Origin of the sequence: Pseudomonas sp. BC42, from assembly GCF_021560055.1 — a bacterium.
GTDB lineage: Bacteria > Pseudomonadota > Gammaproteobacteria > Pseudomonadales > Pseudomonadaceae > Aquipseudomonas.
Map to the genome: position 1 here is coordinate 110,803 of NZ_CP091067.1, position 26,100 is coordinate 136,902.

General features: G+C 64.2%; 24 protein-coding genes. 9 read left to right on the plus strand and 15 right to left on the minus strand.

The window, feature by feature from the left end:
• The first annotated feature begins 127 nt into the window (after positions 1-127).
• The 5 genes from L1O02_RS00520 (at position 128) to L1O02_RS00540 (ending at position 2,290) form a co-directional block, all read left to right on the plus strand.
• Positions 128-403: an HU family DNA-binding protein gene (locus L1O02_RS00520; protein ID WP_011064269.1), complete on the plus strand. Its 276-nt coding sequence runs from the start codon at positions 128-130 to the stop codon at positions 401-403.
• Between the two features lie 184 nt (positions 404-587).
• A complete protein-coding gene (locus tag L1O02_RS00525; RefSeq protein ID WP_231978989.1) occupies positions 588-1,082 on the plus strand; it encodes a hypothetical protein in 495 nt (164 codons plus the stop codon).
• Positions 1,070-1,441 (plus strand): hypothetical protein, encoded by a 372-nt coding sequence (locus L1O02_RS00530; RefSeq protein WP_060844981.1) that lies wholly within the window; start codon positions 1,070-1,072, stop codon positions 1,439-1,441. The genes L1O02_RS00525 and L1O02_RS00530 overlap by 13 nt, the downstream gene beginning before the upstream one ends.
• Before the next feature lie 127 nt (positions 1,442-1,568).
• Positions 1,569-1,994: a DcrB-related protein gene (locus L1O02_RS00535; protein ID WP_060841752.1), complete on the plus strand. Its 426-nt coding sequence runs from the start codon at positions 1,569-1,571 to the stop codon at positions 1,992-1,994.
• Positions 1,995-2,029: 35 nt separating this feature from the next.
• Positions 2,030-2,290: a hypothetical protein gene (locus L1O02_RS00540; protein ID WP_060841751.1), complete on the plus strand. Its 261-nt coding sequence runs from the start codon at positions 2,030-2,032 to the stop codon at positions 2,288-2,290.
• Positions 2,291-2,315: 25 nt separating this feature from the next.
• Here L1O02_RS00540 and L1O02_RS00545 read toward each other — a convergent pair whose 3' ends face one another.
• Positions 2,316-2,942 (minus strand): hypothetical protein, encoded by a 627-nt coding sequence (locus L1O02_RS00545; RefSeq protein WP_235759406.1) that lies wholly within the window; start codon positions 2,940-2,942, stop codon positions 2,316-2,318.
• Between the two features lie 82 nt (positions 2,943-3,024).
• Positions 3,025-3,873, minus strand: coding sequence for a hypothetical protein (locus L1O02_RS00550; protein WP_235759408.1), 849 nt, complete (start codon positions 3,871-3,873; stop codon positions 3,025-3,027).
• A gap of 27 nt (positions 3,874-3,900) precedes the next feature.
• Between L1O02_RS00550 and L1O02_RS00555 the strand changes: the two genes are divergently transcribed.
• The gene (locus L1O02_RS00555) at positions 3,901-4,038 is read left to right on the plus strand and encodes a hypothetical protein (RefSeq protein ID WP_162492864.1); all 138 of its coding nucleotides are present in this window, start codon (positions 3,901-3,903) and stop codon (positions 4,036-4,038) included.
• 18 nt (positions 4,039-4,056) lie between these two features.
• On the opposite strand, the gene L1O02_RS00560 is transcribed toward L1O02_RS00555, so the two are convergent.
• The 13 genes from L1O02_RS00560 to tssA form a co-directional block, all read right to left on the minus strand.
• A complete protein-coding gene (locus L1O02_RS00560) occupies positions 4,057-4,662 on the minus strand; it encodes a DUF1629 domain-containing protein (RefSeq protein ID WP_129405884.1) in 606 nt (201 codons plus the stop codon).
• 52 nt (positions 4,663-4,714) lie between these two features.
• The gene (locus L1O02_RS00565; protein ID WP_146189190.1) at positions 4,715-5,359 is read right to left on the minus strand and encodes a hypothetical protein; all 645 of its coding nucleotides are present in this window, start codon (positions 5,357-5,359) and stop codon (positions 4,715-4,717) included.
• A gap of 4 nt (positions 5,360-5,363) precedes the next feature.
• Positions 5,364-9,821 (minus strand): RHS repeat-associated core domain-containing protein, encoded by a 4,458-nt coding sequence (locus L1O02_RS00570; protein WP_235759410.1) that lies wholly within the window; start codon positions 9,819-9,821, stop codon positions 5,364-5,366.
• Between the two features lie 9 nt (positions 9,822-9,830).
• Positions 9,831-10,256 (minus strand): DcrB-related protein, encoded by a 426-nt coding sequence (locus tag L1O02_RS00575; RefSeq protein WP_060844974.1) that lies wholly within the window; start codon positions 10,254-10,256, stop codon positions 9,831-9,833.
• Positions 10,257-10,274: 18 nt separating this feature from the next.
• Complete coding sequence (locus L1O02_RS00580; protein WP_060841745.1) at positions 10,275-12,212, minus strand: type VI secretion system tip protein VgrG; 1,938 nt, start codon at positions 12,210-12,212, stop codon at positions 10,275-10,277.
• 91 nt (positions 12,213-12,303) lie between these two features.
• Entirely contained in the window at positions 12,304-14,979 is a 2,676-nt protein-coding gene (tssH, locus tag L1O02_RS00585) for a type VI secretion system ATPase TssH (RefSeq protein ID WP_060841744.1), read from the minus strand.
• Positions 14,972-16,024 (minus strand): type VI secretion system baseplate subunit TssG, encoded by a 1,053-nt coding sequence (gene tssG, locus L1O02_RS00590; protein WP_060844972.1) that lies wholly within the window; start codon positions 16,022-16,024, stop codon positions 14,972-14,974. The genes tssH and tssG overlap by 8 nt, the downstream gene beginning before the upstream one ends.
• Positions 15,988-17,847 (minus strand): type VI secretion system baseplate subunit TssF, encoded by a 1,860-nt coding sequence (gene tssF, locus L1O02_RS00595; RefSeq protein ID WP_060841742.1) that lies wholly within the window; start codon positions 17,845-17,847, stop codon positions 15,988-15,990. The genes tssG and tssF overlap by 37 nt, the downstream gene beginning before the upstream one ends.
• A complete protein-coding gene (tssE, locus tag L1O02_RS00600; protein ID WP_060841741.1) occupies positions 17,844-18,359 on the minus strand; it encodes a type VI secretion system baseplate subunit TssE in 516 nt (171 codons plus the stop codon). The genes tssF and tssE overlap by 4 nt, the downstream gene beginning before the upstream one ends.
• Before the next feature lie 160 nt (positions 18,360-18,519).
• The gene (locus tag L1O02_RS00605) at positions 18,520-19,008 is read right to left on the minus strand and encodes a type VI secretion system tube protein Hcp (protein ID WP_011064257.1); all 489 of its coding nucleotides are present in this window, start codon (positions 19,006-19,008) and stop codon (positions 18,520-18,522) included.
• A gap of 118 nt (positions 19,009-19,126) precedes the next feature.
• Positions 19,127-20,620, minus strand: coding sequence for a type VI secretion system contractile sheath large subunit (tssC, locus tag L1O02_RS00610; protein WP_016963864.1), 1,494 nt, complete (start codon positions 20,618-20,620; stop codon positions 19,127-19,129).
• A gap of 16 nt (positions 20,621-20,636) precedes the next feature.
• Positions 20,637-21,152: a type VI secretion system contractile sheath small subunit gene (tssB, locus tag L1O02_RS00615; protein ID WP_047289994.1), complete on the minus strand. Its 516-nt coding sequence runs from the start codon at positions 21,150-21,152 to the stop codon at positions 20,637-20,639.
• Between the two features lie 81 nt (positions 21,153-21,233).
• On the minus strand, positions 21,234-22,253 hold the full coding sequence (gene tssA, locus L1O02_RS00620) for a type VI secretion system protein TssA (RefSeq protein WP_235759412.1): 1,020 nt from the start codon (positions 22,251-22,253) through the stop codon (positions 21,234-21,236).
• A 393-nt stretch (positions 22,254-22,646) separates the two neighbouring features.
• Between tssA and tagH the strand changes: the two genes are divergently transcribed.
• The 3 genes from tagH to tssK all read left to right on the plus strand — a co-directional run bounded on the left by tagH (position 22,647) and on the right by tssK (position 26,096).
• Positions 22,647-24,173, plus strand: a complete 1,527-nt coding sequence (gene tagH / locus L1O02_RS00625) for a type VI secretion system-associated FHA domain protein TagH (protein WP_235759414.1) — start codon at positions 22,647-22,649, stop codon at positions 24,171-24,173.
• Between the two features lie 63 nt (positions 24,174-24,236).
• Entirely contained in the window at positions 24,237-24,746 is a 510-nt protein-coding gene (gene tssJ / locus L1O02_RS00630; protein WP_060841738.1) for a type VI secretion system lipoprotein TssJ, read from the plus strand.
• Positions 24,747-24,761: 15 nt separating this feature from the next.
• On the plus strand, positions 24,762-26,096 hold the full coding sequence (gene tssK / locus L1O02_RS00635; RefSeq protein ID WP_060841737.1) for a type VI secretion system baseplate subunit TssK: 1,335 nt from the start codon (positions 24,762-24,764) through the stop codon (positions 26,094-26,096).
• Positions 26,097-26,100: the final 4 nt, after the last annotated feature.

The window sequence follows — 26,100 nt, forward strand, 5'->3', positions numbered from 1 at the left end:
CGCCACCTTCAAGCGCGTGCCATCCTCACACCCGTCTGCCGCAGCGTAGAGCCTGCGGCGCCTTGGGCGCTGTTCCCGTGAACAGCACGGACATAACAACAAAAAACCGTCAAAGAGGCTTCACACTATGCGTAAACCAGAACTCGCCGCAGCCATTGCTGAAAAAGCGGACCTGACCAAAGAGCAGGCCAATCGCGTGCTCAACGCCATCCTTGAGGAAATCACCGGGGCTCTGCACCGTAAAGACAGCGTCACCCTGGTCGGTTTTGGTACGTTCCTGCAACGTCACCGTGGCGCCCGTACCGGCAAGAACCCGCAAACCGGCGAGCCGGTAAAGATCAAGGCCAGCAACACCGTGGCATTCAAACCGGGCAAGTCGCTGAAAGACAGCGTCAACCCATAAGCATTGCGCGGGCTCCCACAGCGGGAGCGCGCAGGGGAAAATAGGCACGCCGAGCGCATCGGGTGCCTATTTTTTTTGCCCGCCGCTGGCCCTTGCGCAGCTGTAGTGGCGTGGCTAGGATGCGCGATTGTTCGCTCGCGACCCAAGGCCAAGGATGACCCGCACCCCTGACAAACCCCCAGCATTGGCAGCCGCCCTTCGCTGCCTGGGGCGCTCCGGCGCAGCCGCCATGGCGCTGGGCTCGATCCTCGCCCTGAATCTGCCAGCGGCCTGGGCCGCCGGCGATTCGCGCCTCGGCCAGATCGGCTACCGCGAAGCCCTCAGCTGGTTCCACAGTCAGCAATACGACAGTCGCGGCTCCTGGCTCTGCGGCTACTCCCTGGCCCGCGAAGACTACAGCGTGCCAGCCAAGGCCCCGCGCCTGCTGGTGGAAGTGGACGAGCGCTATCTGTACCTCAAGAGCGGCGGCCAACTGTTGGAACTCACCGGTGGCGCCCAAGGCCCCGAGCGCAGCGAGTACCAGAATGCCGGTGCCCACATCCGCGTGACCCTGAACATCCTCAAGCGCAACAATTTCAGCGAGTACCAGGAGTCCCACGACCGCCAGGTGCTGGCGAAGATCGAGATGAACGACCAGGTCGAAACCCTCACCCTCAAGGGCCAGTCATGCGGTACTTGAGCTCCCTGGGCCTGAGTCTGCTGCTCACCGGCCCCAGCCTGCCGGCCCTGGCCGACGACGCCAACCCGGGCCAGGGCTGCTACGGCCACCTCACCGAAATGGTCAGGAGCAGCGATTTTCCCTACCGCGACTTCACCACCCCGGAGCGCCTCAAGCTGCTGATCGACCGCGATGATGGCGACCAGCTGAGCCTGCAGCTGTTCTACGAAACCTCCGGCAGCGGAATCATCGGCTGGGTCCGCTACGACGTGCCGCAGCAGGCCCTGTGGAATGTCAGCATCGATCCCGAGGAGCCTCAGGCCCTCCGGTTCGACCGGCGTTTTGCCCAGGCCTACGCGTCCTGCCTGAAGGCGCGCTGAGGGCGATCCGGGTGCCCCGCGGGGGCGAAAGCGATTGTTCAGAGTTGCCGACGGGTTCCTTGATTGTTGCCGGTCATTGCTTGAAAATCCGCCGCTGTCCGACCCCTAAGCATGGAACGCCTACCCCTTGTCCTCCTACCGTATTCAAGAAGCCGATCTCGATATTCCTGACGCCTGGCAGGACCAGAGCATCAACATCTTCAAGCTGCCGGCCGTGGGCGGCGCCCAGGAAGCCAGTTTCGTCATCAGCCGCGACCCGAGCCAGGGCGATGCCGCCTTCGCCGATTATGTCGCCGGACAACTGCGCTCCGCCGAACAGCAACTGCCGGGTTTCACCCTGATCAAGCGCTGGGACTTCGACATGCACGGCCACGCCTCGGTCCTGCTGGACTACAGCTGGAAACGCGAAGGTCGCGAGCTGATGCTGCGTCAGGTGTTCATCGAGCGTAAGCCGGCGGTGCTGATCACCACCCTGACCACCACGCCGCAAGACCTGGTGCACCACGAGCCGGCGTGGAAACAGGCCATGCAAAGCCTCAAGCCTCAGCCTTAGCGGGCCTGATCCCTTCGCTGAGACACGGGACCCAGATGAAATTCATCGATCTGTTTGTCAACCGCGAAGAGATGTTCTCCATGGGCATCGAAGAGCTAAGCGGCCAGTACTACGTCTCCTTCCCAGTCAGCCTCGGCGTGGTCGACTACGAGGAGTACTACGCCATCGATCGCGCGACCTTCGAGCGGTTCGAGCAGGACCTGCCCGCCGCGCTGGCATTTGTCACCCGCGCCAGACGGCGCGAGCTGGATCAGCTGCTGATCATCCAGCCGGGCAAGAATCGCGGCACGGCCTGATCTGCCCCGGCACTCCGGCAATTGCTCAGCTCAGCGCTGCCAGGAGTTGCTTGTTGAACGACGCTTTCAGTTCCTGGTTGTTGGTGTAGCCCAGGGTCTGCTCGCTCAGAATCTTCGCCAGCGTTGCGTCGTCCGGTTGGATTGCGTTGGTTTTCAAGGCGATAACAATCAGCGGGACTGGATAGGCGTAATACTTTGGCCTCTCGATGACATCGCTCACCAGTGCGGGGCTGACATTGAGGAGGTTGTACAGGATAGGCAGGTGAACATCCTGGAGCCGGCGCAGCATCACCTGGCAGGTATTTTCAATGCCTTGTTCGGTCACGGGCAGCAGTGGACAGCCGTCTTTTTCGCTGACCGTCGACATGCAGTAGAGCAATTTCGGATTGGCCAGGTTGGACCGGTAGGGCGGGCTTATCCGCTCGATCTCCGCCTGCAGGGCCGGGTGTTCGACGAAGATGATGATTTCGTAGGCGCGGGTGTTAGCCAGGTACTCGAAATGCAAGGTCGCCACGGCGCCCGATTCTTTATGTGCAATCACCACTTTGTTCCTGGTGACTTTGACTCCGGGATAAGCCGAGAGCTCGCTCTTCAAGAAAAGCTGGAGTGCCTTTTCGAAGTGGCTGCGCAATTGATGGGTGCCTGCTTTCATTTCTTAATGGGTCCTTCAATCATGAAACGGCGGTACGACGATCCGCCACGACCGTCGTTGAGCCCGATGTACAGGCCTCTGCTCACTTGCCGAACGCGGCATTGATCTCCTTGAGGCTATGGCTGTAGTGCTTTTTCTTCGGATGGAAGTAGACCTCTTTCAGGCTCTTGGAGGTCAGCAGCGGGCTCATGTCGCCGTCTTTCAGGTCCCAGAATTGCAGTGAGCTCAGGCGCTCCATTGCCGGGGCGAACGACACCGAGTCGAGCTCGGAAATGAACACCTCCTCAACGGTCTTGTTTTCCGACAGGAATCCGTAGTCCCGTAACTGGCTGCATTTTTCGATGTGCAGGGTCTTCAGGTTCTTGAGCGCGTTGATGGCGCTGATATCGAGCATCTTCGGGCTGTGCTGGATCTGAATCGATGCCAGCTCGTCCAGCGTCTCGATGCCGGCCAGTCGCTCGATGTTGCCGCCGCTGATTCGCAGCTCCTGCAGTGCGTTGAGCTTCGAGAGAAACCCGCAATCCTGATTCTTCACCGCCACCAGCAGCAGGTGCTTGAGCCGTGGCAGCTCCAGGGGTTCCAGCGCCTCATCGGCGCCGGTTATGTAGAGCGTCTCCAGGCTGGGCAGTCGCGAGAAGTCGATACGTTCCTTGAGGTAGGGGATCGACAGCAGCTTCAGCTGCGGCAACGCGTACAGCGGGCTCAAATCCACCTGCTTCAGGTCGAGGTCGTCCGACAGGTCCAGCGCTTGCACGCCGCTGTGCCCATTCAGCGCACTCAGGTCCAGCGGCGCACCCTTGGCCGCTTTGGCAGAGCCCATGACCCGGAGGTTGGCGTAGCCCTTCTTGCTGGCGTATTCGATACCTGCGGCGAACTGCTGGGCCGGTATTTCCAGGGCGTTTATGTCCTCGTTGTAGCTGAATTGCTTCATGACTTGCTCCCACATGATCCGGATTTCTTGAAGTGGTTGCCCAACTTCGAGCGGTTCAAGCAGGACCTGCCCGCCGCGCTGGCATTGGTCACCCGCGCCAGAAGGCGCGATCTGGATCGGTTGCTGATCATCCAGCCGGGCAAGAATCGCGGCTCGGCGATCTGATCGGATGCCCCCAGGCGCTCAGGCATTGTTCCGATAAGGCACGAAACGCCGTTCGGCGCTGTACAGCCCCAGTCCCTTGTCACCCTTGAAGCCAGTGTCGATCAAGCGGTCGGCCAGGGTTGCGCTGATCAACAAGTCGCCGGACTCCGGCTCCCGGGCGATCTGGCCCATGCCTGGGGCGCTTTCGAGAAACCAGGTCTTGTTGAAGTAGAGCAGGGTGCCGTCATCGTCGCGCTCCGCTTCGGAGCGCGCGTGGTCGATGGCCTTGACGGCCTGGATGGCGTTGACGATGTAGTACGGCTGGCTGACCTCCTGGTGGTCGGCCACCAGGCGCAAGGGCTGGATCAGCTCGACATCGGCCGGCGCCTGCTGGCGGAGAAAGTCCGCCAGGCGCGCCGACACCAGGGGAATGCCCCCCAGCAGCCACAGGCAATCATGCTCCAGCAGCTTCTTGGCCTTGCACTGGAAAAACACCGGCGGCGTGTCCATTGCCTTTGGATACGGCTGCCCGGCGAGCAGGGCCAGGTAATCGAAACTGGAGCCCGGGGTTTGATAGGCACCGCTCTCGACGTCGTAGGAGCCGATCAACTTCGGGTTGTATTGGATCGGAGGTTTCCAGCTCAAGATCATCATCTGTTCCTACTGGTAATAGACTCCCGGCCAGCCTTGAACCCTGTCAGCTGCCGCGCTGCCAATGCAGGTGCTCACCGATCATGACCGTCGACAGGTTCTGATCCGGGTCATAGCCGAGGTCATAGTCGAGCTGCTTGAACCAACTGGTGGCGAAGGTCGAGGCCCTGGCGACACGCCCGGCTTGCAACTGGTCGACGCGGACGTACCAGTTGTTGGGTGGCGTGACGGACAGGTAGTGGTTCAGGTTGTCGGCGCTAAAGGTCCAGCACAGGGACAGCAGGCGCGACTCCGCCGGTCGTGCTTCATAAATGTGCGCGCTGACGATCAGGGCCTTGCCATCGAACAGATGGCGATAGCGGACGTTTTCACCGTAGGTGGTCACGTCCTTGTCAAAGCGGCTGATGCTCAGGATCAGTTGTCCGTCGGCATCGAAACCATAGGCCTGCAGATTCTTCGATTCACGGCTGGCCTTGCTCAGCGACGCCAGGGGTTTTCCCTCCTTGCTGACGCTGGGTATCAAGCGTTCAAAGGGGATGAGCTCCAGGGTCGGGCCTAGGGAATACTCCCAGCGGACCACGGCTTGCCTGATCGCCTGATAGTGCTGGTGAACTTGCGGCTCATAACGCTTGAACAGCTCGCCGAGGGTGTTGCGCCGGCTTTCAAGCTCCGGGTTGTGCATGACATTCATTGGGTTATTTCCCCCCGCAGGCGTTGAAGGATTTTTTCCACGAGCCGTTTTCCATTCTTCCCGTGATGTTGGCAAGCACGTTTCTCATGTTCAGATTCTTGCGCTTGGCGGATTTGAGGATCTTGTACAGCAGCTTGTCGTTTTCCTTGCCGTGAATATGGGTTCCACCGTGATAGTTGCCTGCCGCCTTCGCCGCGTCCTTGCCTGGGTGCCCAGGCTGGGCCAGTTGGTTGGGGTGCGTGCCCCAGAGCCTTGCACCGTTCTCTGGGATATCCGGGTGCAGCTTGGCGTCTTCGAGGATCTTGCGTGAGTTCTTGGCGTAGATATTGGTCGCATTCTCCTTGATCGCATGGTGCGGGGTTTGTCCCGGTGCCAGCGGTCGCCCGGCATTGGCCATGTTCTTGCCGAGTTCCTCGGCGGTCAGGCCCAGGGGATCAATCCAGATGGCCGTGTTAGGCCCATAGAGATAGAGGTTGAACCCACCTTCCAGGCCAATCGGGTCAGGTGTGGTAAAGCGACCAATATCCGGGTCATAGAAACGCAAGGTGTTGTAGTGCAACCCGGTTTCCCGATCCAGGTACTGTCCCTGGAATCTCAGGTTCTGCTCTTCGAGGAAATGGGCTTCGCGCTGTTCTTCGAGACAGTTGCCCCAGACCTGATAGCGAGCCTGCCACAGCACCTGCCCATCGACTTCCGTCAACTGCTCGGGTAGGCCGTTGAGGTCATTGTGGTAATAGCGGACCTTTTGTTGTGCGCCGACACCATCGACTCGCGCCAGCACTTCATAGCCCTCGTCGGCATACAGATAGAGGCTGCTCAGGCCGTTTTTCTGCTCCTGCAGCAGGCGTAATCCGTTCCAGGTGAAACGGGTTTCGTTCAGTACCTGACCCTGAGGGTCGAGTTCGATCTTTTCGGTCCGCCGCCCCAGTGGGTCATAGCCCATGCGCACCAGGGTTTCCCGGGCGCCATCCTGGGTACGTACTTCCACCAGTCGATGTTCCGCGTCATAGCGCAGGTGCTGGATGCGTCGGCTGCCGCTGCGCTTTTCCACTACCCGGCCAAAGGCGTCGTAGCGATAGCGTTTGTCCTGGTAGGTCAGCAGCTTGTTGTGGACCACCAGCCCGGCCCCGGCTTGCGGTCCGTCCAGCAGGTTGGCCGCGGCATCGTAGGCAAAAGTTTCGCTGGTGCCTTGTGGGCTGTCTTGGCTGGCCATGATGCGGCCAGTGGCATCGTAGTGCAGCAACTGCCGGTGCTCGCCCTGGGGGAGGCGATCGACGCGCCCCACCAGCTGATTGGCGGGATCGTAAGCGAACTGCCGTTCCCGGGAGGCCGACAATAGTTGCTGCTGGCCCGTGGGGCGCCGCATGCGCGAGCGCAAGCGGCCGGTGCGGTCGTATTCGCTGTGGGTGCTGATCCGCCCCTGGGTGCGCAGGACTTCGCGGTGCAAGCGATCACGCTCGAAGTCGCTGATGAGCTGGCCGTCGAGGTTGATCTGATGCAGATGACCGCTGCCGTAATACAGCCGGTTGATCCAGCGCCCATCGGCCAGTTGGGTCTGGGTCAAGTTGCCCAGTTCGTCGTAATGGTGGCGCAACTCACCCGCTGCGCTTTGCTCCGTCAGAAGCTGGCCCAGGGCATCGTAGGTAAAGCCCAATGAGCGGCTCTGGCCATGCTGGTCGGTGAAGGTGGCGCCGAGTAGTTGATTCAGCGGGTCGTAGAGGTACTCGCTGCGGCCATCGTCGGTGACCTTGGCGACCATGCGCCCAACCGCATCGCGTTCGAACAGGTGGACGATAGGGGGGCTGGGGGGTGAGGCTGAATCACCGTCCTGGGGCGCTGGGGCGAACTCCATCCTGACGGCGTTATCCAGGGGGTCGTAGGCAAAACGCCGAGCACTGCCGTCGAGGTCGCGCTGCTCCAGCAGTCGATCGGCGGCGTCCCAGGTGAAGCGGTAGCTCTCGGCGTTCTCGTTGGTCAGCGTCTGCAGGCGCCCGTAAGTGTCGTAGGTGAAGTGGACGCGCCGGCCATGGGCATCGATGCGCACCTGGAGCTTGCCGCGCCGATCGTATTCGTAGCGGCTGCTGTGTCCCGCCGGATCGGTGTAGCAAAGCAATTGACCGGCGGTGTTGCGCTGGTACTGCTCGATGCGGCCGTCGGCCAGTTGAATGCTTAGCAGGCGCCCCTGTGGGTCGTGTTCGAAGGTCTGGCGCTCACCGAGGGCATCGGTCGCCACCTGAAGATAGCCGTGGCGGTCATAACTGAAACGTGTGGGGTAGCCCGAGCAGTCGACGTATTTGAGTAACTGGCCCAGGTCATTCCAGGTCAGTTGCTTGCGCTTGCCACTGGCATCGATGATTTCCACCACCCGCCCATGATGGTCGTAGCGATAGCGGGTGCTATTGCCCAGCGGGTCGGTTTCGCCAATGCAATTGCCACGCTTGTCGTACTGGTAGCTCCAGCTGTTGCCGGCGGCATCGGTTTCTGTCAGCGGCAGCGACCAATGCTCAAGCCACAGGGTCGATTCGTTGCGGCCCAGGGGATCGATATGGCTACACAGGTTGCCGGTTTCGTCGTAGCCGTATTGGTACTGGCCGCCTTGCGGGTCCGTGGCGCCGAGTAACTGGCGCTCTTCGTTCCACTGGAACCGCCAGACCTGGCCAAGCTTGTCCTGGTATTCGGTGATCTGGTGCTGAGGGTTCCATTTGCGCAGGCTCTGACGCTGCAGACCATCGGTGATGCGGGTAATACCGGCTTGCAGGTCGTAGTCGAAATGGTACTCGTCACCGGCGTCGGTCCAGTGCCGGACTACGCGCCATTCGCGCTCATCGACCCGGGCCCAGGCATAAAAACAACGCAAGCCGGTGGGCAGTTGATGCTCCACCATGCGCCGCTGCGGGTCATAGGCAAAGCGTCGGCTGACTTGGCCACTGGTATCGCGCACCTGGACGAGATTGCCCTGGGTATCGTAGTCATAACTGGCCAGGACCTCGCGCTGCTGGTCGGCGTGCAGCCGCTCGATCCGCGCCAGCCGTCCTGGCCATTGGTTGCTGGGAATCAGCTCCACCTGGAGCAGGTCGAAACTGTCCCGCAGGCGGGTGATGCGTCCACTCGGGTCGTATTCGAGATGGATCCGGTTGTCGTTGCGATCCCCCAGCAGGCTCAGGCGCAGTCGCAACGGGTTGCCGGGGCTGGGCTCGAACAGCCGATACACGCCATCGCTGCTTTCGATCAGCAAGCGGCCATCGGTATTGCGCCTTACGCTCAGGCCGGTTCCGGGGCTGAACATGGCGCCACCCGGAGCAATCGAGCCCATGTCGATCTGGCGTCCCTGCTCATCGGTGTAAAGCAGCCGTTCGCCTCCCTCGGGATGCGTCTCGATCTGTACGCTGACTTCGAAGGGCACGCTCCAGCCGGTCCCGAACAGGCCGTCCTGGCGTTCATCGCGACTGTTGTAGAAGCGCTGCCAGGTGATCGGCAGCATGCCGGGGAGGACGAAGTCCAGGTCATCCTCGCCACCCAGCACCTTGGCCCCGGTCGCGGCATGCACCGGATTCGGCGAGCCGGCGATAGCCTGGGTCAGCGCATTGGTCGCCTGGCTGACGACAAACGAATTGACCCCGGCCATCAGCATGCACGGCAGGTTGCTGAGGAACTTGCCCTTGCCGCCCTTGAGCATCATCAGCGCGCTCACCGCCAGGCCAACCCCCGGGGTCTTGCCGCTGCGGATCTCGCGCACCACCACCGAGCCGCCACCGATGGTCACGTCGGGGGAGATCGGTCCGGCGGATACCACCTTGGCGTCGCAGGTGCTGCGGTCACCGCTGCGCACCGCCGGCTGGCCGTCGATGCTGACCTTTTCCGAGCCTTCGGCCAGGTACTGCAGGGGCATCGGCGGGTGCTTGGTGCAGGTCACCAGGTCCAGTTCCTTGGTCTGCGAGCCGGGCGCCGGGGAGGCCACGGTGGGCCGCCACATCTGCGAGAAGAATTCCTTGGCCATGTCGAGAAAGCCCGGGCCTTCCTCCGGGGTGGCCGAAGGGGTGTCGGTGGCTTCGCCTTCTTCGGCGCCGTCGCCGTTGATATGCGACGGCGGGGCGATACCGGCTGCGCGGGCCGCCGGTTTGTTGTTGGTCAGGACCTTTTTCGAACCGCTGGCGATGGTGGCCTGGATCGAGGGCGGGAACAGGGCATTGGCGATGCCCTCGCATAAATTGCTCAGGCCCTTGTCGGCGCCGGTCTTGCTCATGACCACGCCGACCACCACGCCCACCACCAGCCCCAGTACGCAGGCACCGAGGCCGCCGGTGGCCACGGTGATGCCCGCCGCCGCGGCCACCGCCATGGTCGCCAGGGCGCCGATGGCGACGTTGGCCGCCACCTCCAGCACACCGCCGAGGATGTCGGCCATCATCGAGGTGTGTTCCAGCCCGTCGCCCAGTCGGGCGGCCCACAGCGCGTCAGACATGCCCCGGTCTCAGCCCAGCACCAGGCTGTGCTTGATCTGCGCCCAATGCGCGGCTTCGGCGTCGCCGAGTTTCTGCGCCTTGACGTAGCTCATGGCGAGCATCTGCCGGGTGCCCGGCAGCACCAGGGCCAGCTGGAACTGGAACACCTTTTCGCTGCCCTTGCTGAACTGGCTGCGCAGCTCCAGGCCCGGAATGTCCTGGGCCGGGCCCAGCAGCACCGGTTGCGGACCCTTGACCCGCAGTTCCTGCACTTGCTGTTCCAGCCGCTGCAGCTGGCTGGCCAGGCTGCTCTCCAGGGTTTCGCCGTCGCCCAGCAGGCTGCGGCTGACGATCAGCGAAGTGCCCAGGGCCGGGAACTTGAGGATGTTGATCGAGGCGTCCTGCAGTTCGCCGGCAGGGGGCTGGAACTGCAATTCATTGAGGCGATAGGTCATGGCATGGGCATCCGTTCGTTAGCCTTTGGGGGCGGAAAAGGGGGCTTTGGCCTTGGCGCTGATGGCGCCCTGCACACCCTGGCCCTCGGTGGTGGTGCCCGGGCCGCCGCCGTTGTTCAGGTGCAGCACGCCACCGGTATTGATCTCGGCATCGGCCGAGGCATGCACGCTGATGTTGACCCCGCACAGGTTGATCTGGCCGCTGGCATTGAGCTCCAGGATGCTGGCCCCGCACACCAGGCGCAGGCGTTCGCCGACCTCGATCACGTAGCTCTGGCCGATGCTGTCGAGCTTCTTCTCGCCCACCGTCAGCTCATCCACGTGCTGGACGATGCGCGTGCGCTTGTTGCCGATGGTCACGTACTCGTCGTGGCCGATGCTCTTGTTGCGGTTGTTGCCCACCGAGTGGCTTTCGTTGACCTCGACCACGATGTCCTGGTTGCGCTCGGCGTGGATGTACAGCTGCTCGGCGCCCTTTTTGTCTTCCATGCGGATTTCGTTGAAGTTGGCCGGGCTGCCGCCCTTGCTCGACCGGCTCTTCATGCCGCTCTGGGTGGCGTTGGCCGGCAGGTCGTAGGGCACGGTCTGCTCGGCGTTGTACACCCGGCCGGTGATGATCGGGCGGTCGGGGTCGCCTTCGAGGAAGCTGACGATCACTTCCTGGCCGATGCGCGGGATCTGCATCGAGCCCCAGTTCTTCCCGGCCCAGGCCTGGGACACGCGAATCCAGCACGAGCTGTTTTCGTTGGACTGGTCGTGGCGGTCCCAGTGGAAGTGCACCTTGACCCGGCCGTACTGGTCGGTCCAGATCTCCTCCCCGGCCGGGCCCACCACCCGCGCGGTCTGCGGGCCCTGGACCATCGGCTTGTGGGTGCTGGCCAGGGGCCGGAAGCTCTGCTGGGCATCGATGCAGGTCAGGTGGCTTTCGAACTGCGCCGAGCCGCCGCCACCGCCGGTTTCCAGGCTCTCCTGGACCACGTAGTAGCGGATGCCGACGATCAGGTATTCGCGGTTCTGGTCCTGGCGGCTGAAACCGCTGAGGGTGAACAGGTTGCCCACGCCCAGGCCCCGCGCGTTGCCGCTGAGCTCGATGCGCTCGTGCAGGCTCTGCAGGGCTTCGATGCGGGTCTGCGCGTAGTGCTCGCCGTCGCTGCTTTGCACGTAGGTGCCCGGGTAGTCATACAGCGGGTAGTCGCCGGCGGCGTGGGGCCGGGGCATGGCCGAGCGCACGTCGATGCGCGCGCTGGGGCGCTGGAAATCGTAGTCGTTGAGTTCCAGCGAGCCCGGCTGCACCTCCTGGGCCAGGTGCCAGTCGAACATGTGGTCGCGCTCGCGCTGCTGCTCGTCCCGTGGGTAGTAGGGCACGGTGGCATAGCCGGGCACGCTGCTATGGGCGCCATAGGCGTCGGCCAGCACCAGCACGTGGCGGTCCTTCTCGTGGCGGAAGAAGTAGTAGATGCCTTCCTGCTCCATCAGCCGGCTGACGAAATCGAAGCTGGTTTCGCGGTACTGCACGCAGTACTCCCACTCCCGGTAGGGGCGGCTGAGGGCGTCTTCGAAATCGGAAAAGCCCAGGTCGCGGAACACCTGCTTGATGATCTGCGGGATGCTCAGGTGCTGGAAAATCCGGCAATCGGAGGTGCGGCTGAGCAGCCACAGCCAGGGCCGCAGGGTGACCTGGTAGCTGGCGAACTGGCCGCTGTCGATGTTCTGGCTGCAGCGCGCGACGATGCCGTGGAAGTGCCGCTGGCCACCGCCGTCCAGCTGCACGCTGAGGCCCATGGGCTTGCCCAGCAACTGGTTGAGGTCGATGTTGGCGTCACTGGAGGTCAGTTGCAGCTGGTAGTCGAACAGCCGCCCCAGCTCCTCGCCGCCGCCCATGCTCTTGAGCAGCAGGACGTCCGGTCCCAGGGGGCAGTTGACCTGTGCCAGTCGTGTGGATTGCTGAAATAACATCGTCAGTCTCGGTGGAGGATAAAAGCAGCTGCAAGCTGCAAGTGGCTAGCTACAAGCTTGGAGCTTGGAGCTTGGAGCTTGCAGCTGACCCCTAGTTTGTTTCGCTGAAGTCGTAGTGCAGTTCGTTGTCGCGCTGGCTGATGCGCACCCCGGCCAGTGCCTTGCCTTCGAGCATGCGGGTGAGGAACTCGCGGCTCATGTCCGGCAACAGGCTGTTGGTCAGGATGGCGTCGATCATCCGCCCGCCGCTTTCGGTCTCGGTGCAACGGGAGACGATCAGGTCGATGACCGCGTCGTCGAAGTCGAAATCCACCTTGTGGGTGCTTTCCACGCGCTTCTTGATCCGCCCCAGTTGCAGGCGGGTGATCGCCTTGAGCATCTCGTCGCTGAGCGGGTAGTAGGGGATGGTCACCAGGCGTCCCAGCAGCGCCGGCGGGAAGATCTCCAGCAACGGCTGGCGCAGGGCCTTGGCGATTTCCTCGGGCTCGGGCACCGCCTGCGGGTTCTTGCAGACGTTGGCGATCAGCTCGGTGCCGGCGTTGGTGGTGAGCAGGATCAGGGTGTTCTTGAAGTCGATCATGCGGCCTTCGCCGTCTTCCATGACGCCCTTGTCGAACACCTGGAAGAAGATCTCGTGCACGTCCGGGTGGGCCTTTTCCACCTCGTCCAGCAGCACCACGCTGTAGGGCTTGCGTCGCACCGCTTCGGTGAGCACGCCGCCTTCGCCGTAGCCGACGTAGCCTGGCGGGGCGCCCTTGAGGGTGGACACGGTGTGGGCTTCCTGGAACTCGCTCATGTTGATGGTGATGACGTTCTGCTCGCCGCCGTACATGGCTTCGGCCAGGGCCAGGGCGGTTTCGGTCTTGCCCACCCCGGAGGTGCCCGCCAGCATGAACACGCCAATCGGCTTGTTCGGGTTGTCGAGGCCGGCGCGGGAGGTCTGGATGCGCTTGGCGATCATCTGCAGGGCGTGGTCCTGGCCGATGATGCGCTTCTTCAGGTGCTGGTCGAGGTTGAGCACGGTTTCCAGCTCGTTGCGGGCCATGCGCCCCACCGGAATCCCGGTCCAGTCGGCGACCACCGAGGCCACCGCCTGATAATCCACGGTCGGCAGGATCAACGGGGTTTCGCCCTGCAGGGCGCTCAGGCGCTGCTGCAGGTCCACCAGCTTCTCGCGCAGGCCGTGGCTGTCGTCGCCGACGTCGCTGTCCACCAGGCCGACGTTCTCGCGCAGTTGGGCGCGGGTCGCCAGCAGTTCGTCGACCAGGGTCTTCTCTTGCGCCCAGCGGCTTTCCAGCTCGGCCAGGCGCTCGCGCTCGGCGGCCAGGAGGTTCTCGCTGTTGACCTGACGGTTGCCGATGGCCACGCCGATCGCCTGTTCCCGGGCGATGATCTGCAGCTCGGTTTCCAGGGCCTCGATGCGCCGGCGGCTGTCGTCCACTTCGGCCGGCACCGCGTGCAGGCTGATGGCGACGCGGGCGCAGGCGGTGTCCAGCAGGCTCACGGATTTGTCCGGCAGCTGGCGCGCCGGAATGTAGCGGTGGGACAGCTTGACCGAGGCTTCCAGGGCTTCGTCGAGGATCTGCACCTGATGGTGCTGTTCCATGGTCGAGGCCACGCCGCGCATCATCAGCAGCGCCTTGTCTTCCGAAGGCTCGGCCACTTGCACCACCTGGAAGCGCCGGGTCAGGGCCGGGTCTTTCTCGATGTGCTTCTTGTACTCGGCCCAGGTGGTGGCGGCCACGGTGCGCAGGGTGCCGCGGGCCAGGGCGGGTTTGAGCAGGTTGGCCGCGTCGCCGGTGCCGGCGGCGCCACCGGCGCCCACCAGGGTGTGGGCTTCGTCGATGAACAGGATGATCGGCTTGGGCGAGGCCTGGACGTCTTCGATGACCTGGCGCAGGCGCTGTTCGAACTCGCCCTTCATGCTGGCGCCGGCCTGCAGCAGGCCGACGTCGAGGCTGCGCAGCTCGACATCCTTGAGCGCGGGCGGCACGTCGCCGGCGACGATGCGCAGGGCGAAGCCTTCCACCACCGCGGTCTTGCCGACCCCGGCCTCGCCGGTGAGGATCGGGTTGTTCTGCCGGCGGCGCATGAGGATGTCCACCAGTTGGCGGATCTCTTCGTCACGGCCGACGATCGGGTCGAGCTTGCCGCTGCGGGCCTGCTCGGTGAGGTCGACGGTGAAGCGCTTCAAGGCTTCCTGCTTGCCCAGGGCGCTGGGGGCCATGGCGCCGCTGGCTTCGCCGGGCACCGCCCCGGCATTGAAGCCGTCGCTGGCGCCGAGGGCGTTTTCCGGCGAGTCGCCGATGTATTCGTCAAAGCGCTCGCACAGGGTTTCGACCTTGATCTTGTCGAACTCCCGGGACAGCCCCAGCAGCGCGTGGCGCAGGCTCGGGGTCTTGAGGATGCCGATCACCAGATAGCCGGTGCGCACCTGGCTTTCGCCGAACATCAGGCTGCCGTAGACCCAGCCGCGCTCCACGGCTTCCTCGACGTGGGACGACAGGTCGGTGATCGAGGTCGAGCCCCGTGGCAGGCGGTCCAGGGCTTCGGTCAGGTCCTTGGCCAGGCGCGCCGGCTCCAGGTTGAACTGGCGGATGATGCGGTGCAGGTCCGAGTCCGCAAGTTGCAGCAACTGGTGCAGCCAGTGGGCCAGTTCCACATAGGGGTTGCCCCGCAGTTTGCAGAAGACCGTGGCGGCTTCGATGGCTTTGTAGGCAACGCTGTTGAGTTTGCCGAACAGCGCCGCGCGACTGATTTCACCCATGCTCTGTGCTCCTTGGTGTACGTGAGGTAGTGGCCTGATCGGCGTAGTGCCGGGCCAGAATGAGGTCCTTGGCATCACTGCCGGGTTGACCGAGCCAGGTGTTGAAACCCAGGCGCTGGCGGCCGTTGAGTTGCAGCTTGGGCACTTCGTCCTTGAGCAGGACCAGGTTCAGGTCCCAGTCCAGTTCATGCCCCAGGTATTCGGCGACCCAGGCCACCAGTTCCTTGAACTGCTGGCCGTCGGGCAGCATCCCCAGGTACTCGTCGAGCTTGAGCGGACCCAGGCGGATGCGGAATTTGTGCTGGCGGTCCCAGACGTGGCTGCCCAGGCAGAAGTCCACCCCCAGCTGGTGGGACTGCACCCCGAGTCGGCTGCGCTCGGGCAGCTCCAGCCACTGGCCGACGTATTCCTCGATCGCCACCGGCAGGCCGAAGTACTCGCCGATGATCGCCCGCAGGCCGTCGGGGTAGCGGGTCTGGGCCGCCAGGTGGCCGCTGTAGTGCAGCTTGGCGGTGTCGGGGATCAACCCCTGCTTGAGCAGGCTGGGCATGCCCCGGCCACTCAGGGCGGCGAGGCGCGCGGACCAGTAGTCGTCGTCCGGGCGGTCATGGCTCACCGTTGGCCGGGCTTCGGCCCAGGCCCGGTAGAACAGGCTCAGCAGGCGATGGTGGAACACATCGAGAAAGCGCTTGCTGGTGCTGTCGGCGTTGTTGCGCTGGCGCTCGCGCACGTACTCGGTGATGTGCAGCGGCAAGGGGCCGTTGGGCCCGCCGAGGCCGAAGAAGAACTGCTCCAGGCGCGTGGTCGCGCCGTCGCTGCCGGGGGTCACCGAAGCCAGGGTCGAGGGGGCGAAGGTGCAGTCGGCCTGCTGGCCCAGGCGCAGAGGATCGTCCGCCAGGCGCAGGGAGTGACCGAAGCGCGGCAGTTGCGGCGACAGGCATTCGATACGCCGCAGGGCCTGGAAGAAGTCGTACTCCCAGGGCTCGGCGTGCATCGCCGTCAGCGTATTCAAAGAGTCGGACGCCGTCCGGGCTTGGCTTTCCATCGCATGATCTCGCCGCGTTCGGTGGTACGGATCACCGTCTCGGTAAAACTGTTGATCGACACGTAACGTGCCAGGAAGCGCTCGAAGACCGCACCGAGCAGGAACACCCCGGTGCCGCGAAACGCGTTTTCATCGAATTCCAGGGTGATCTCCAGGCCCCGGCCAAAGACGATCGGCCCGGGCATCGGCAGGCGCCGGGTCACCGCCTTGCTGCTGACGTCCCGCAGGCCCTCGATCTGCAGTTGCAGGGCCGCGTCGTTGCTGTCGCCGTACAAGCGCAGCAGCTCGCGCAGGGCGGCCGCGCCCTGGCCCTGTTCGCTCAGGGACAGGTAGTTCAGCGACAGCTGGCTGATCAGGCGCCAGGCCTTGCCGTCGTGGGCGTGGCTGGGCCGGGGCCGGCTCGGTCCCGCCAGGCAGCGGATGGCCTGCACCGGGGCGCTGTCGGCCAGGGTGAAATCGGTCTTGCCACTGCCCACGTTCATGAACAGCGGCAGATCGCGGTTGGTGCACAGGGCACTGACCCCGAGCTGGCGCAGGTCGTGGCGGTAGGGCGCCTGCCGGCTGTCCACCAGGCTGACGAACGACTCGCTGCCGATGTAGGTCGAGCGTGGACCGTTGCGGCGCTGGTCGCTGGACAGCACCCGCGGCTCGCGGCGGACGATGTAGTAGGCCTGGTCGCGGCCGTAGCGGGACGGGTCGCGCACCGCGTAGAACGGCAGGAACGGCTGTTCCGGCCCGGTGCCGTGGCCGCTGATGGCGCTCAGCGAGTGCACTTCGAAATCCATCGGCCGGGTCCGGTCGGCGATCACATGGTGCTCGTTGACCCGATCGGACAGGTGGATGCGGTCCAGGCGCTTGGGAAACAGGTTGATCGCCGGGGTGCAGAAGGGCACGAACTGGGCGGCGCCGACGCTGCCTTCCAGGCTCTGCTCGAAGCGCTCGAAGAGCACGATCAGCTCCAGTTCCTGGCCGGCGCAACGTTGCACCGCGCGGCCCAGTTGGGCGAACTCGACGAACAGGAAGCGGTTGGGCAGGGCGAAGTATTCCTGCAGCAGGCGGTAGCCCTGGAACGCCTGGGGCACCACCGGCAGCGCCGCGTCGCGGTCATCGAACCCCCGTGAGCGCAGGGCGTCCTGGGGCAGGCGCTCGACCCAGTCGCCACCCGGAGCCCGGGCGAACACCGCGCAGGCGTTGCCCAGGAGTTGCTCGTAGAGACGGAACGGCAATTCGTCGCTGCCGTTGAGGTACAGCGGCAACTGTTCCAGGGCCAGGCTGTTGAACGGCAGTTCGGCGCCGGTGCGCAGGGTCAGGCGCAGCCCGGCCTTGGCCTTGGGCTCGCTGGCGGCCAGGCGTCCGAGCACCGCCACCGGGTTGCCGAAGTACTCGGCCTGGGTGACTTGCAGCGGCCACAGGGTCACCGGGTGCGCGGTGCGGTATTCGCAGCAGGTCTGGGTGTCGCGACCCAGGGCGGCGCGCAGGCTGGTGTTGCGCTCCAGGGTGAAGCCGCTGCTCAGGGAGCCTTCGTCGGGATCGGCCTGCAATTGCACCACGGTCATCGACGGGGTCGGTGCCAGGTAGTGCGGGTAGGCGATCTCCAGCAGGTTGTGGGTGAAGGTCGGGTACTCGGCATCGAGTTTGAGCTGCACCCGTGCCGTCAGATAGGCGAAGCCCTCCAGCAGGCGCTCGACATAAGGGTCGGCGCAGTCCATGCCCGACAGGGTCAGGCGGCTGGCGATCTTCGGGTATTCCTTGGCGAACTCCGCGGCGCTTTCGCGCACGTGGTGCAGTTCCTGGTTGTACAGCTCCAACAGGCGCGGATTCATGGGCGCCTCCGGGAATCGGCATGCACCACCCGTACATGGCCGGATTCCAGGTCCATGTCGGTTTGCAGCAGCAGGCGCAGGGGCATCGGCTGGGCCCACAGATCGCCCTCGATCTCGAAGCTCAGGGCGTTGTGGTTCATCTCGCCAGGGGCGGTGCGCGCGCGTACCCGCAGGGTGCTGCGCAGGATGCGTGGTTCGAAGGTGGCGATGGCCTGGTGGATCAGGGTCTCCAGGGCCGGGATATCGATGCTCGACGCGCTGTACCCGGCCAGGGCCGGCAGGCCGTAGTTGACCACCGACGTACCGGCGGGGGTGTGCAGGGTGGCGTCGGCTTCCAGCAGCGACGTGGTATTGAGCAGCCATGCCAGATCGCGCAGTACCGAGGCCTTGAGTTGGCTCAGGGACAGCACGCGTTTGTCCGGGCTTTCTTTCAGGTTGCCGGGTTCATCGTCGGTCAGACGATCCAGCAAAGAGGGTTGCAAGCGATCGCGGGCGGCGATGTCGGTTACCAAAGGGTTCGCTCCAGGATCGGATGGCGCAGGCATGACGTCACGAAAAGGGGCATAACCAAAGACTCACGAGGACCTGGTCCTCGCCAGCCGTCCCCGCCTCGTGCCGGGCACGAAGGGCGGGGCGGGTCGGTCGCGGCCCGCAGGCCGCGACCGCAGCGGATCAGCGCTTGGTGTTCGAGCGGATGTTCCAGCCGTACTTGATCGGGCCGCCGTCCTTGGTGCCGTCGGCTTTCTGTGGCTGGTACTCGACCATCACCTGAGCGAAGTTCAGGGTGATGTTTTCGGTCAGGCGATCATCGCTGCCCGAACCGCCGGTGCTCAGCGAGGTGATCAGCACTTCTTCCAGGTCGATGATCATGTACTCGACCTGGCTTTCGCCGCCGGCCTTGCGCACGGTCAGGCGCACCTTGTCGATGTGCTTGCCGCTGGAGCAATGCATCATCAGGTTCGGCGATGCCTTGTCGACGTACTTGGTCAGCGACAGGTCCTGGATGTTCACCTTGCCCGCGCCACCGCCACCGCCGACGTGCATGTTGCCGGACTGGGACATGCCCCAGCTCCAGTTCAGCACGTCGATCTCGTCCTTGTGGGCTTTGTCCATGGACTCGCCCTTGATGTCACCGATCTTGATGAAAATATCAACAGCCATGTTTTCTCCCTGTGTGGCACTTGCCACGATGTTGATTCAGCTTCTGTCGCCGCAGCGCAGGGCCCTTTGGGCCTTGCGCGCCCTGGGGCCGCGACGCCAGGTTTGAGTCGGTTATGGGTCAGGCGCCCTTGGCGGACGGCAGTTTGGATACCAGGCGCAACGACACGGTCAGCCCTTCGAGCTGGTAGTGCGGGCGCAGGAAGAACTTGGAGTTGTAGTAGCCCGGGTTGCCTTCGACTTCCTCGACCACCACTTCCGCCGCGGCCAGCGGGTGCTGGGCCTTGGTGGTTTCGGTGGAGTGCGCCGGGTCACCGTCGACGTAGTTGAGGATCCAGTCCTGCAGCCAGCGCTGCATCTCGTCCTTCTCTTTGAACGAGCCGATCTTGTCGCGCACGATGCACTTCAGGTAATGGGCGAAGCGGCAGGTGGCGAACAGGTACGGCAGGCGCGCGGCCAGGTTGGCGTTGGCGGTGGCGTCCGGGTCGTCGTACTCGGCGGGCTTCTGCAGCGACTGGGCGCCGATGAAGGCAGCGAAGTCGGTGTTCTTCTTGTGCAGCAGCGGCATGAAACCGTTCTTCGCCAGTTCCGCTTCACGGCGGTCGGAGATGGCGATCTCGGTCGGGCACTTCATGTCCACGCCACCGTCGTCGGTGGGGAAGGTGTGGGCCGGGAGGTTTTCCACCTCGCCACCGGATTCCACGCCGCGGATCCGCGAGCACCAGCCGAAATGCTTGAACGAACGGTTGATGTTCACCGCCATGGCGTAGGCGGCGTTGGCCCAGGTGTACTTGGAGCTGTCGGCGCCGTCGGTGTTCTCTTCGAAGGCGAAGGCTTCCACCGGGTCGGTCTTGGCGCCATACGGCAGGCGCGCCAGGAAGCGCGGCATGGTCAGGCCGATGTAGCGCGAGTCTTCCGATTCACGCAGCGAGCGCCAGCCGGCGTATTCCGGGGTGGTGAAGATCTTGGTCAGGTCGCGTGGGTTGGACAGTTCCTGCCACGAACCCATGCCCATCACGGTCGGCGAAGCCGCTGCGATGAACGGTGCGTGCATGGCCGCGCAGACCTTGGACAGCTCGCCCAGCAGTTCCACGTCCGGTGGCGACTGGTCGAAGTAGTAGTCGCCCACCAGGCAGCCGTAAGGCTCGCCGCCGAACTGGCCGTATTCCTCTTCGTACATCTTCTTGAAGATCGGGCTCTGGTCCCAGGCCGTGCCCTTGAACTTCTTCAGGGTCTTGTGCAGCTCCGGCTTGGAAATGTTGAGCACGCGGATCTTCAGCTGCTCGTCGGTCTCGGTGTTGTTGACCAGGTAATGCAGGCCACGCCAGGCGCTTTCCAGTTTCTGGAATTCCGGGTGATGGATCACCTGGTTGACCTGGGCGGTGAGCTTGGCGTCGATGGCGGCGATGATCGATTCGATCGACTTGATGGCGTCGTTGGACACCAGGTCGGTCTGCGCCAGGGCCTGCTCGGCCAGGGTCCGCACGGCGGTTTCCACGGCTTCGCGAGCGCGCTCGGTCTTGGGCTTGAATTCCTGCAGCAGCAGCGAAGCGAATTCGCTGGCCTGCTCGGTGGCGCCGGGTTGGGCCTGATTGTCACGCATCAATTCGGTCATGATCGTTGGTCCTGAGTTACGCGTTCGGCTCGGAGTCAGCAGGCTTTGGCGCACTGGCCAGGGCCTGGAGCAACGCCGGATCCTTGATGGCTTTCATGATGATTTCTTCGGCGCCGGTCTTGCCGTCCATGTAGGTCAGCAGGTTGGCCAGCTGAGTGCGGGCCTCCAGCAGCTGGTTCAGCGAGTCGACCTTGCGCGCCACCGCGGCAGGGCTGAAGTCGTCCATGCTCTCGAAGGTGATGTCCAGGCTCAGGTTGCCTTCGCCGGTCAGCTCGTTGGGCACGTGGAAGGCCACCCGGGGCTGCATCGCCTTGAGGCGCGAGTCGAAGTTGTCGACGTCGATTTCCAGGAACTTGCGATCGGCCACGGCCGCCAGGGGTTCGGCGGGCTTGCCGGCCAGGTCAGCCATCACGCCCATGACGAAGGGCAGCTGGACCTTTTTCTCGGCGCCGTAGAGTTCGACGTCGTACTCGATCTGCACCCGGGGCGCGCGGTTGCGCGCGATGAACTTTTGAGAACTTTGCTTCGCCACGTTGTGCTCCTGGTCGCTGCTGCGACGGTGTTGGCGTCGGTCGGTGGTTGCCGCTGACGATACTGTTCGGCCGCTTCGGGGTTAGTCGGATTCGGGGCCGCGCAGGTTTTCAAATTGGGACATGCCATCGGGAATCAGGTTGCGCACGATGGCCGCGAAATCGGCGTTGACCAGGTTTTTGGCCCGGTTGAGCAACACCGGCAACGGGCTCGATGGCTCATGCCGGCTGTAGTAGGCCAGCAGCCGGTCGAGGCTGCGCAGCACGTCGTCGCGGCTGTTGATCTCGCCGGACATTCGCGTTGCGGCCGGCGCCGCGGGCGCGTTGCCGGCTTCGCTGGCAGGGGCGTCGGCGGGTTCATCGGCCGGGCTGTCGCTGGTTTGCGGGGCATGCAGGCTTAGCACCTGCAGCGCCAGGCGCAGCGGTTGCTTGAGGGCGCTGAGGTCCACGCCACTGGCGGAACCCACTTGTTCGCTGACCTGCTTTTCGATGGCTTCGACGGCCGAGCGAGCGTTGCTCAAGGCGGTGCGAATGGCCTCCAGGTGTTCGGGGTCGCTGTCTTGCAGGGCGCCGGCCAGGTGGTCGGAACCCAGGCTTTCACCGGAGAAATGCTGCAGGCCGGCGGCGTTCAGCGCGGCGCGCACGGTCACCGGGCCGAAGGTCCGGGAACGGGTCAGCTGGGCTTCGCGCAGCAGGCCGATGGTGGTGTCGCCGGCCAGGCCGGCCAGGGCGTTGATGCGCACCGTGGGGTCGTTGTCGTCATCGGCGTCCAGGCGCGGGTGCAGGTCCGCCCAGTAATCGCGGAGCAGGCCGTTGATCAGTTCGAGGCAGGTGGCCAGGCCCGGCAGGCCTTCGAGGGCCAGGGTGCTCTGCACGAGAAAATGGGTGATGCGCAGGTCTTTGCTGCGGGCCAGCAAGTCCAGGCTCTGCTGCTGGATGCTGCGCCAGTCCGGCGGCTCGGCCGGGAGGATCGAGTCGCCCATGCTGCGCTCGGGCTGACCTTGTGCGGCCCGCTCCAAGTGCAAGAAATCCGCGTCATATTCCAGGTCTTCGCCACAAGGCGAAGTTGCTGAAATCGCGGCGAGCAACATCGGTACATCCACCTGGTTCGATCTCCCTATCAGCCTGCAGGACAGTCAGGCAATTAATGCACTAGTTGTTTGTGAACTCGCGCACATTTCTTGGTAAACATGGACTCATTGATATTAGTGAGCCATCATCCGTGTTCAAGAAGTTGTGCATTTTTGGTGTAGTAGTTGTGGCTTGTCAAGGTAAGCTATTCGCCCCGCGTGACACTGTTATGTCGACTTACTTAGTTCCCTGACCGGCGAGTCAGATTGAGGCGGGGCGCAGGGCTTTTGTCATCTGTGCGGTTTAAGTTAAGCGATCATGCTGTGAACGGTGCTGTTTAAAGGATTTTTTGCGGACTTTTCATTTTTTTACGGAACTTTTTTCCCGGCACCGGTTCGCACGCGGAAGTACAGCAAGGAGGCGAGATGTCGCTGTGTTTGACTATCACTAGTTATCACAAGATCACCCCTGGTCAATGCCCTGAGAAACTAATGGATCAGGGAGTGATGGCAATTGGCCGCAGTTCCGATAATGACTGGGTACTTCCCGATCCCGAGCGCTTAGTTTCGGCGCGACATTGTGTCATCCAATACAAGGATGGCCGTTATTACTTGACCGATAACAGTACTAACGGTGTGGAGTTAGTCCGTGCCGGTATTCGCATGCGCCGGGGTAACAGCGAGCCGCTGGAAGATGGCGAGGTTATTCGCATTGGCGATTATGAGATCAGCGCGCGGATCGATTTCAGTCTCAATCGCGCTCAGGCTGAAGCCTTTTCCGGGGACAGCTCCAACAGTTTCGAAGCGCTGATGGGCCGACAAGCGGTAGCCCCGACACCCATCGAGCCGATCGCCATGGCGCCGGTGGCGCATTTTCAGGGCGCATCGGCCCAGGACACCTTCCCCGACCTGTTCGATTTCCTGGCCCCGAGCGCCACGCCTCCGGCCACCCAGCCGGATCATGTGCCCGCCGAGCAGCACGATTTCCGCCCGCCAACGCCCACCGCCGTGCCCCAGCCCGTGCAACCGCCCCAGCCCCTAGCGCCCCAGGGCGGGGCGCTGATTCCGGAAGATTGGGACCTGTTCGGCGACACGCCGGCGCGCCCGATTCCGCCCCCGGCCCCGCTGTCCGTGCCAGAGGTGGCGCCGCTGGCCGCGCCTGTCGCGCCGGACCCGTTTGCCGGCATCGGCCTGTTCGCTGCAGAACCGCCACAGCCACAGCCACAGCCACAGCCACAGCCACAGCCGCAACCGGTCGAGGTCGCGGCGCCGCCGGTTCCTCCTGCTCCGGTCGCTCCGCCGCCCACGGCACAGGCACCGCAGCCGCCGGTCGCGGCACCCGCCCCGGCACCGGTCGCGCCGCAGTCCGACCTGCTGCAAGCCTTCCTGCGCGGCGCCGGGCTGGATCAGCTGCGCATCGATCCGCAGCAGGCCCAGGCGCAGATGGAAAGCCTCGGGCGCAGCTACCGGCTGATGGTCGAGGGCCTGATCGACGTGTTGCGGGCCCGCAGCAGCCTCAAGGGCGAGTTCCGCATGCAGCAGACCATGATCCGCCCGGTGGAGAACAACCCGCTGAAATTCGCCCCCAACGTCGACGAGGCCATGCTCCTGCTGCTGCGCCACAGCAACCAGGCGTTCATGGCCCCGGACCAGGCGGTGCAGGACAGCTTCGATGACCTGCGGGCCCACCAGCTGGCGGTCATGGCCGGCGTGGAAGCGGCCATCAAGCACTTGCTGGGGCGTTTCGAACCCGCCGAGCTGGAAGCGCGCATGGCCCGTCCCGGTGGCCTGGGCAACCTGTTCAGCGGTTCGCGTCAGGCGCAGAACTGGCAGCAGTTCACCGCGCTCTACAAGCAGATTTCCCAAGAGGCCCAGGACGATTTCCAGGACCTCTTCGGTCGCGAGTTCAGTCGCGCCTACGAAGAACACACCCAGCGCCTGCGCCGTTCCTGAGCGCACCTGGAACCCCCGAACCCACGGATACACGGACAGCTGATACGTCATTGAGGACGCAGGATGATTCAACGATTGCTGACATTGGTCGCCATGCTGGTACTGGCGGCCTGTGCCAAGGACGCCCCGGCACCTGCCGAGCCGACCCAGGAAACCCAGCCGGGCGCCACCACCGTGGAGCTGCATTTCCAGGCCGTGGCCGGCCTCAACCCCGGCCCTGACGGCCAGGGCACGCCGGTGCGGGTGCGGATCTTCGAACTGAAGAACCCGGCGACCTTCATGCGCGCCGACTACTTCGCCCTGGCGGAGCGGGCCCCGGCCACCCTCGGCCCGGACCTGATCGACCAGGACGAAGTGCTGGTCAAGCCCGGCGACCAGTTCAGCCTCAAGCGCACCCTGGATCCAGCCACCCGTCAGGTCGGCCTGCTGGTGGGCTATCGCGAAGTGGATCAGGCCCTGTGGCGGGTCAGCGTCAATACCGCCGCGCACCTGAACAACAGCTATCAGATCGGCCTCGATGTCCGCGCAGTCAGCGCCGAGCTCGCGGCGTCCCCATCCAGCCCTGCCCAATAGGCAATCGGAGCAACCATGTCCTGGAACAATCGCGTGGTCTGGTCGGAAGGCATGTTCATTGGAACCCAGCACTTCCAGCAGCATGACCGTTACCTGGAAAACCTCATCGACGCCCGCAGCCGTCCGTTGTCGGCGGGGGCCTGGGGCTTTTCCGAACTGCGGATCGATCAGGGGCTGCTGGCCCAGGGCAAGCTGGCCATCGTCAGCGCCCGCGGCCTGCTGCCCGACGGTACGCCGTTCAACATTCCCCATGACGATCTGGCGCCCAGCCCGCTGAGCATCGACGACAACCTGCGCGACGGCCTGGTGTACCTGGCGCTGCCGCTCAAGCGCGCCGGTGCCCGGGATACCGTGGACGAAGGCGAGGAACTGGGCGGCGCCCGCTACCTGAGCCAGGTGCGCGAAGTGCGCGACGACAACGCCCCCTTCGAAAACCGTGCACCGGTGGCCGTGGGCTCCCGCGCCTTGCGCCTGCTCACGGCCGCGGACGGCCTGAGCGACTACGCCGCCATCGGCGTGGTGCTGATCAAGGAAAAGCGCGCCGACCGCGCCCTGGTGCTGGATGACAGCTACATCCCGCCGCTGCTGGATGTGGCCGCGTCCAAGCCCTTGAGTGCCTTTCGCAGCGAACTGCTGGGCCTGCTGCACCAGCGCGGCGAGGCCCTGGCCGGCCGGGTGGTGGCATCGGGGGCCGGTGGCGCCTCGGAAATCGCCGACTTCATGCTGCTGCAACTGGTCAACCGCGCCCAGCCGCTGATCAGCCATCTGAACCAGATCAGTCCGTTGCACCCCGAGCGGCTGTACAGCGAGCTGGTGAGCCTGGCCGGTGAGTTCTCGACCTTCTCCAGCAGCGCCCGGCGTCCGGCGCAATACCCGCAGTACCAGCATGACGAGCTGGCCCTGAGCTTCGCCCCGGTGATGCAGGCCCTGCGCGAAGCGCTGTCGATGCTGATCGACAGCAAGGCGACGCCGATCCCGATCGTCGAGAAAGCCTACGGCGTGCACGTGGCGATGCTGGCCGACCGCACCCTGCTGGAGAGCGCCAGCTTCATCCTGGTGGTGCGCGCCGACGTGCCCGGGGAAACCCTGCGCGGGCGTTTTGCCCAGCAGAGCAAGGTCGGTTCGGTGGAGCACATCCGCGACCTGGTCAACCTGCAACTGCCGGGCATCGGCCTGTTGCCGCTGCCGGTGGCGCCACGGCAGTTGCCGTATCACGCCGGCTCGACCTACTACGAGCTCGACCGTGGCAGCGAGCACTGGAAACAACTGGTTCATTCCGGCGGCTTCGCGTTCCACGTCGCCGGGGAATTCCCGGGCTTGAACCTGGCCTTCTGGGCCATTCGAGGATAAGTCG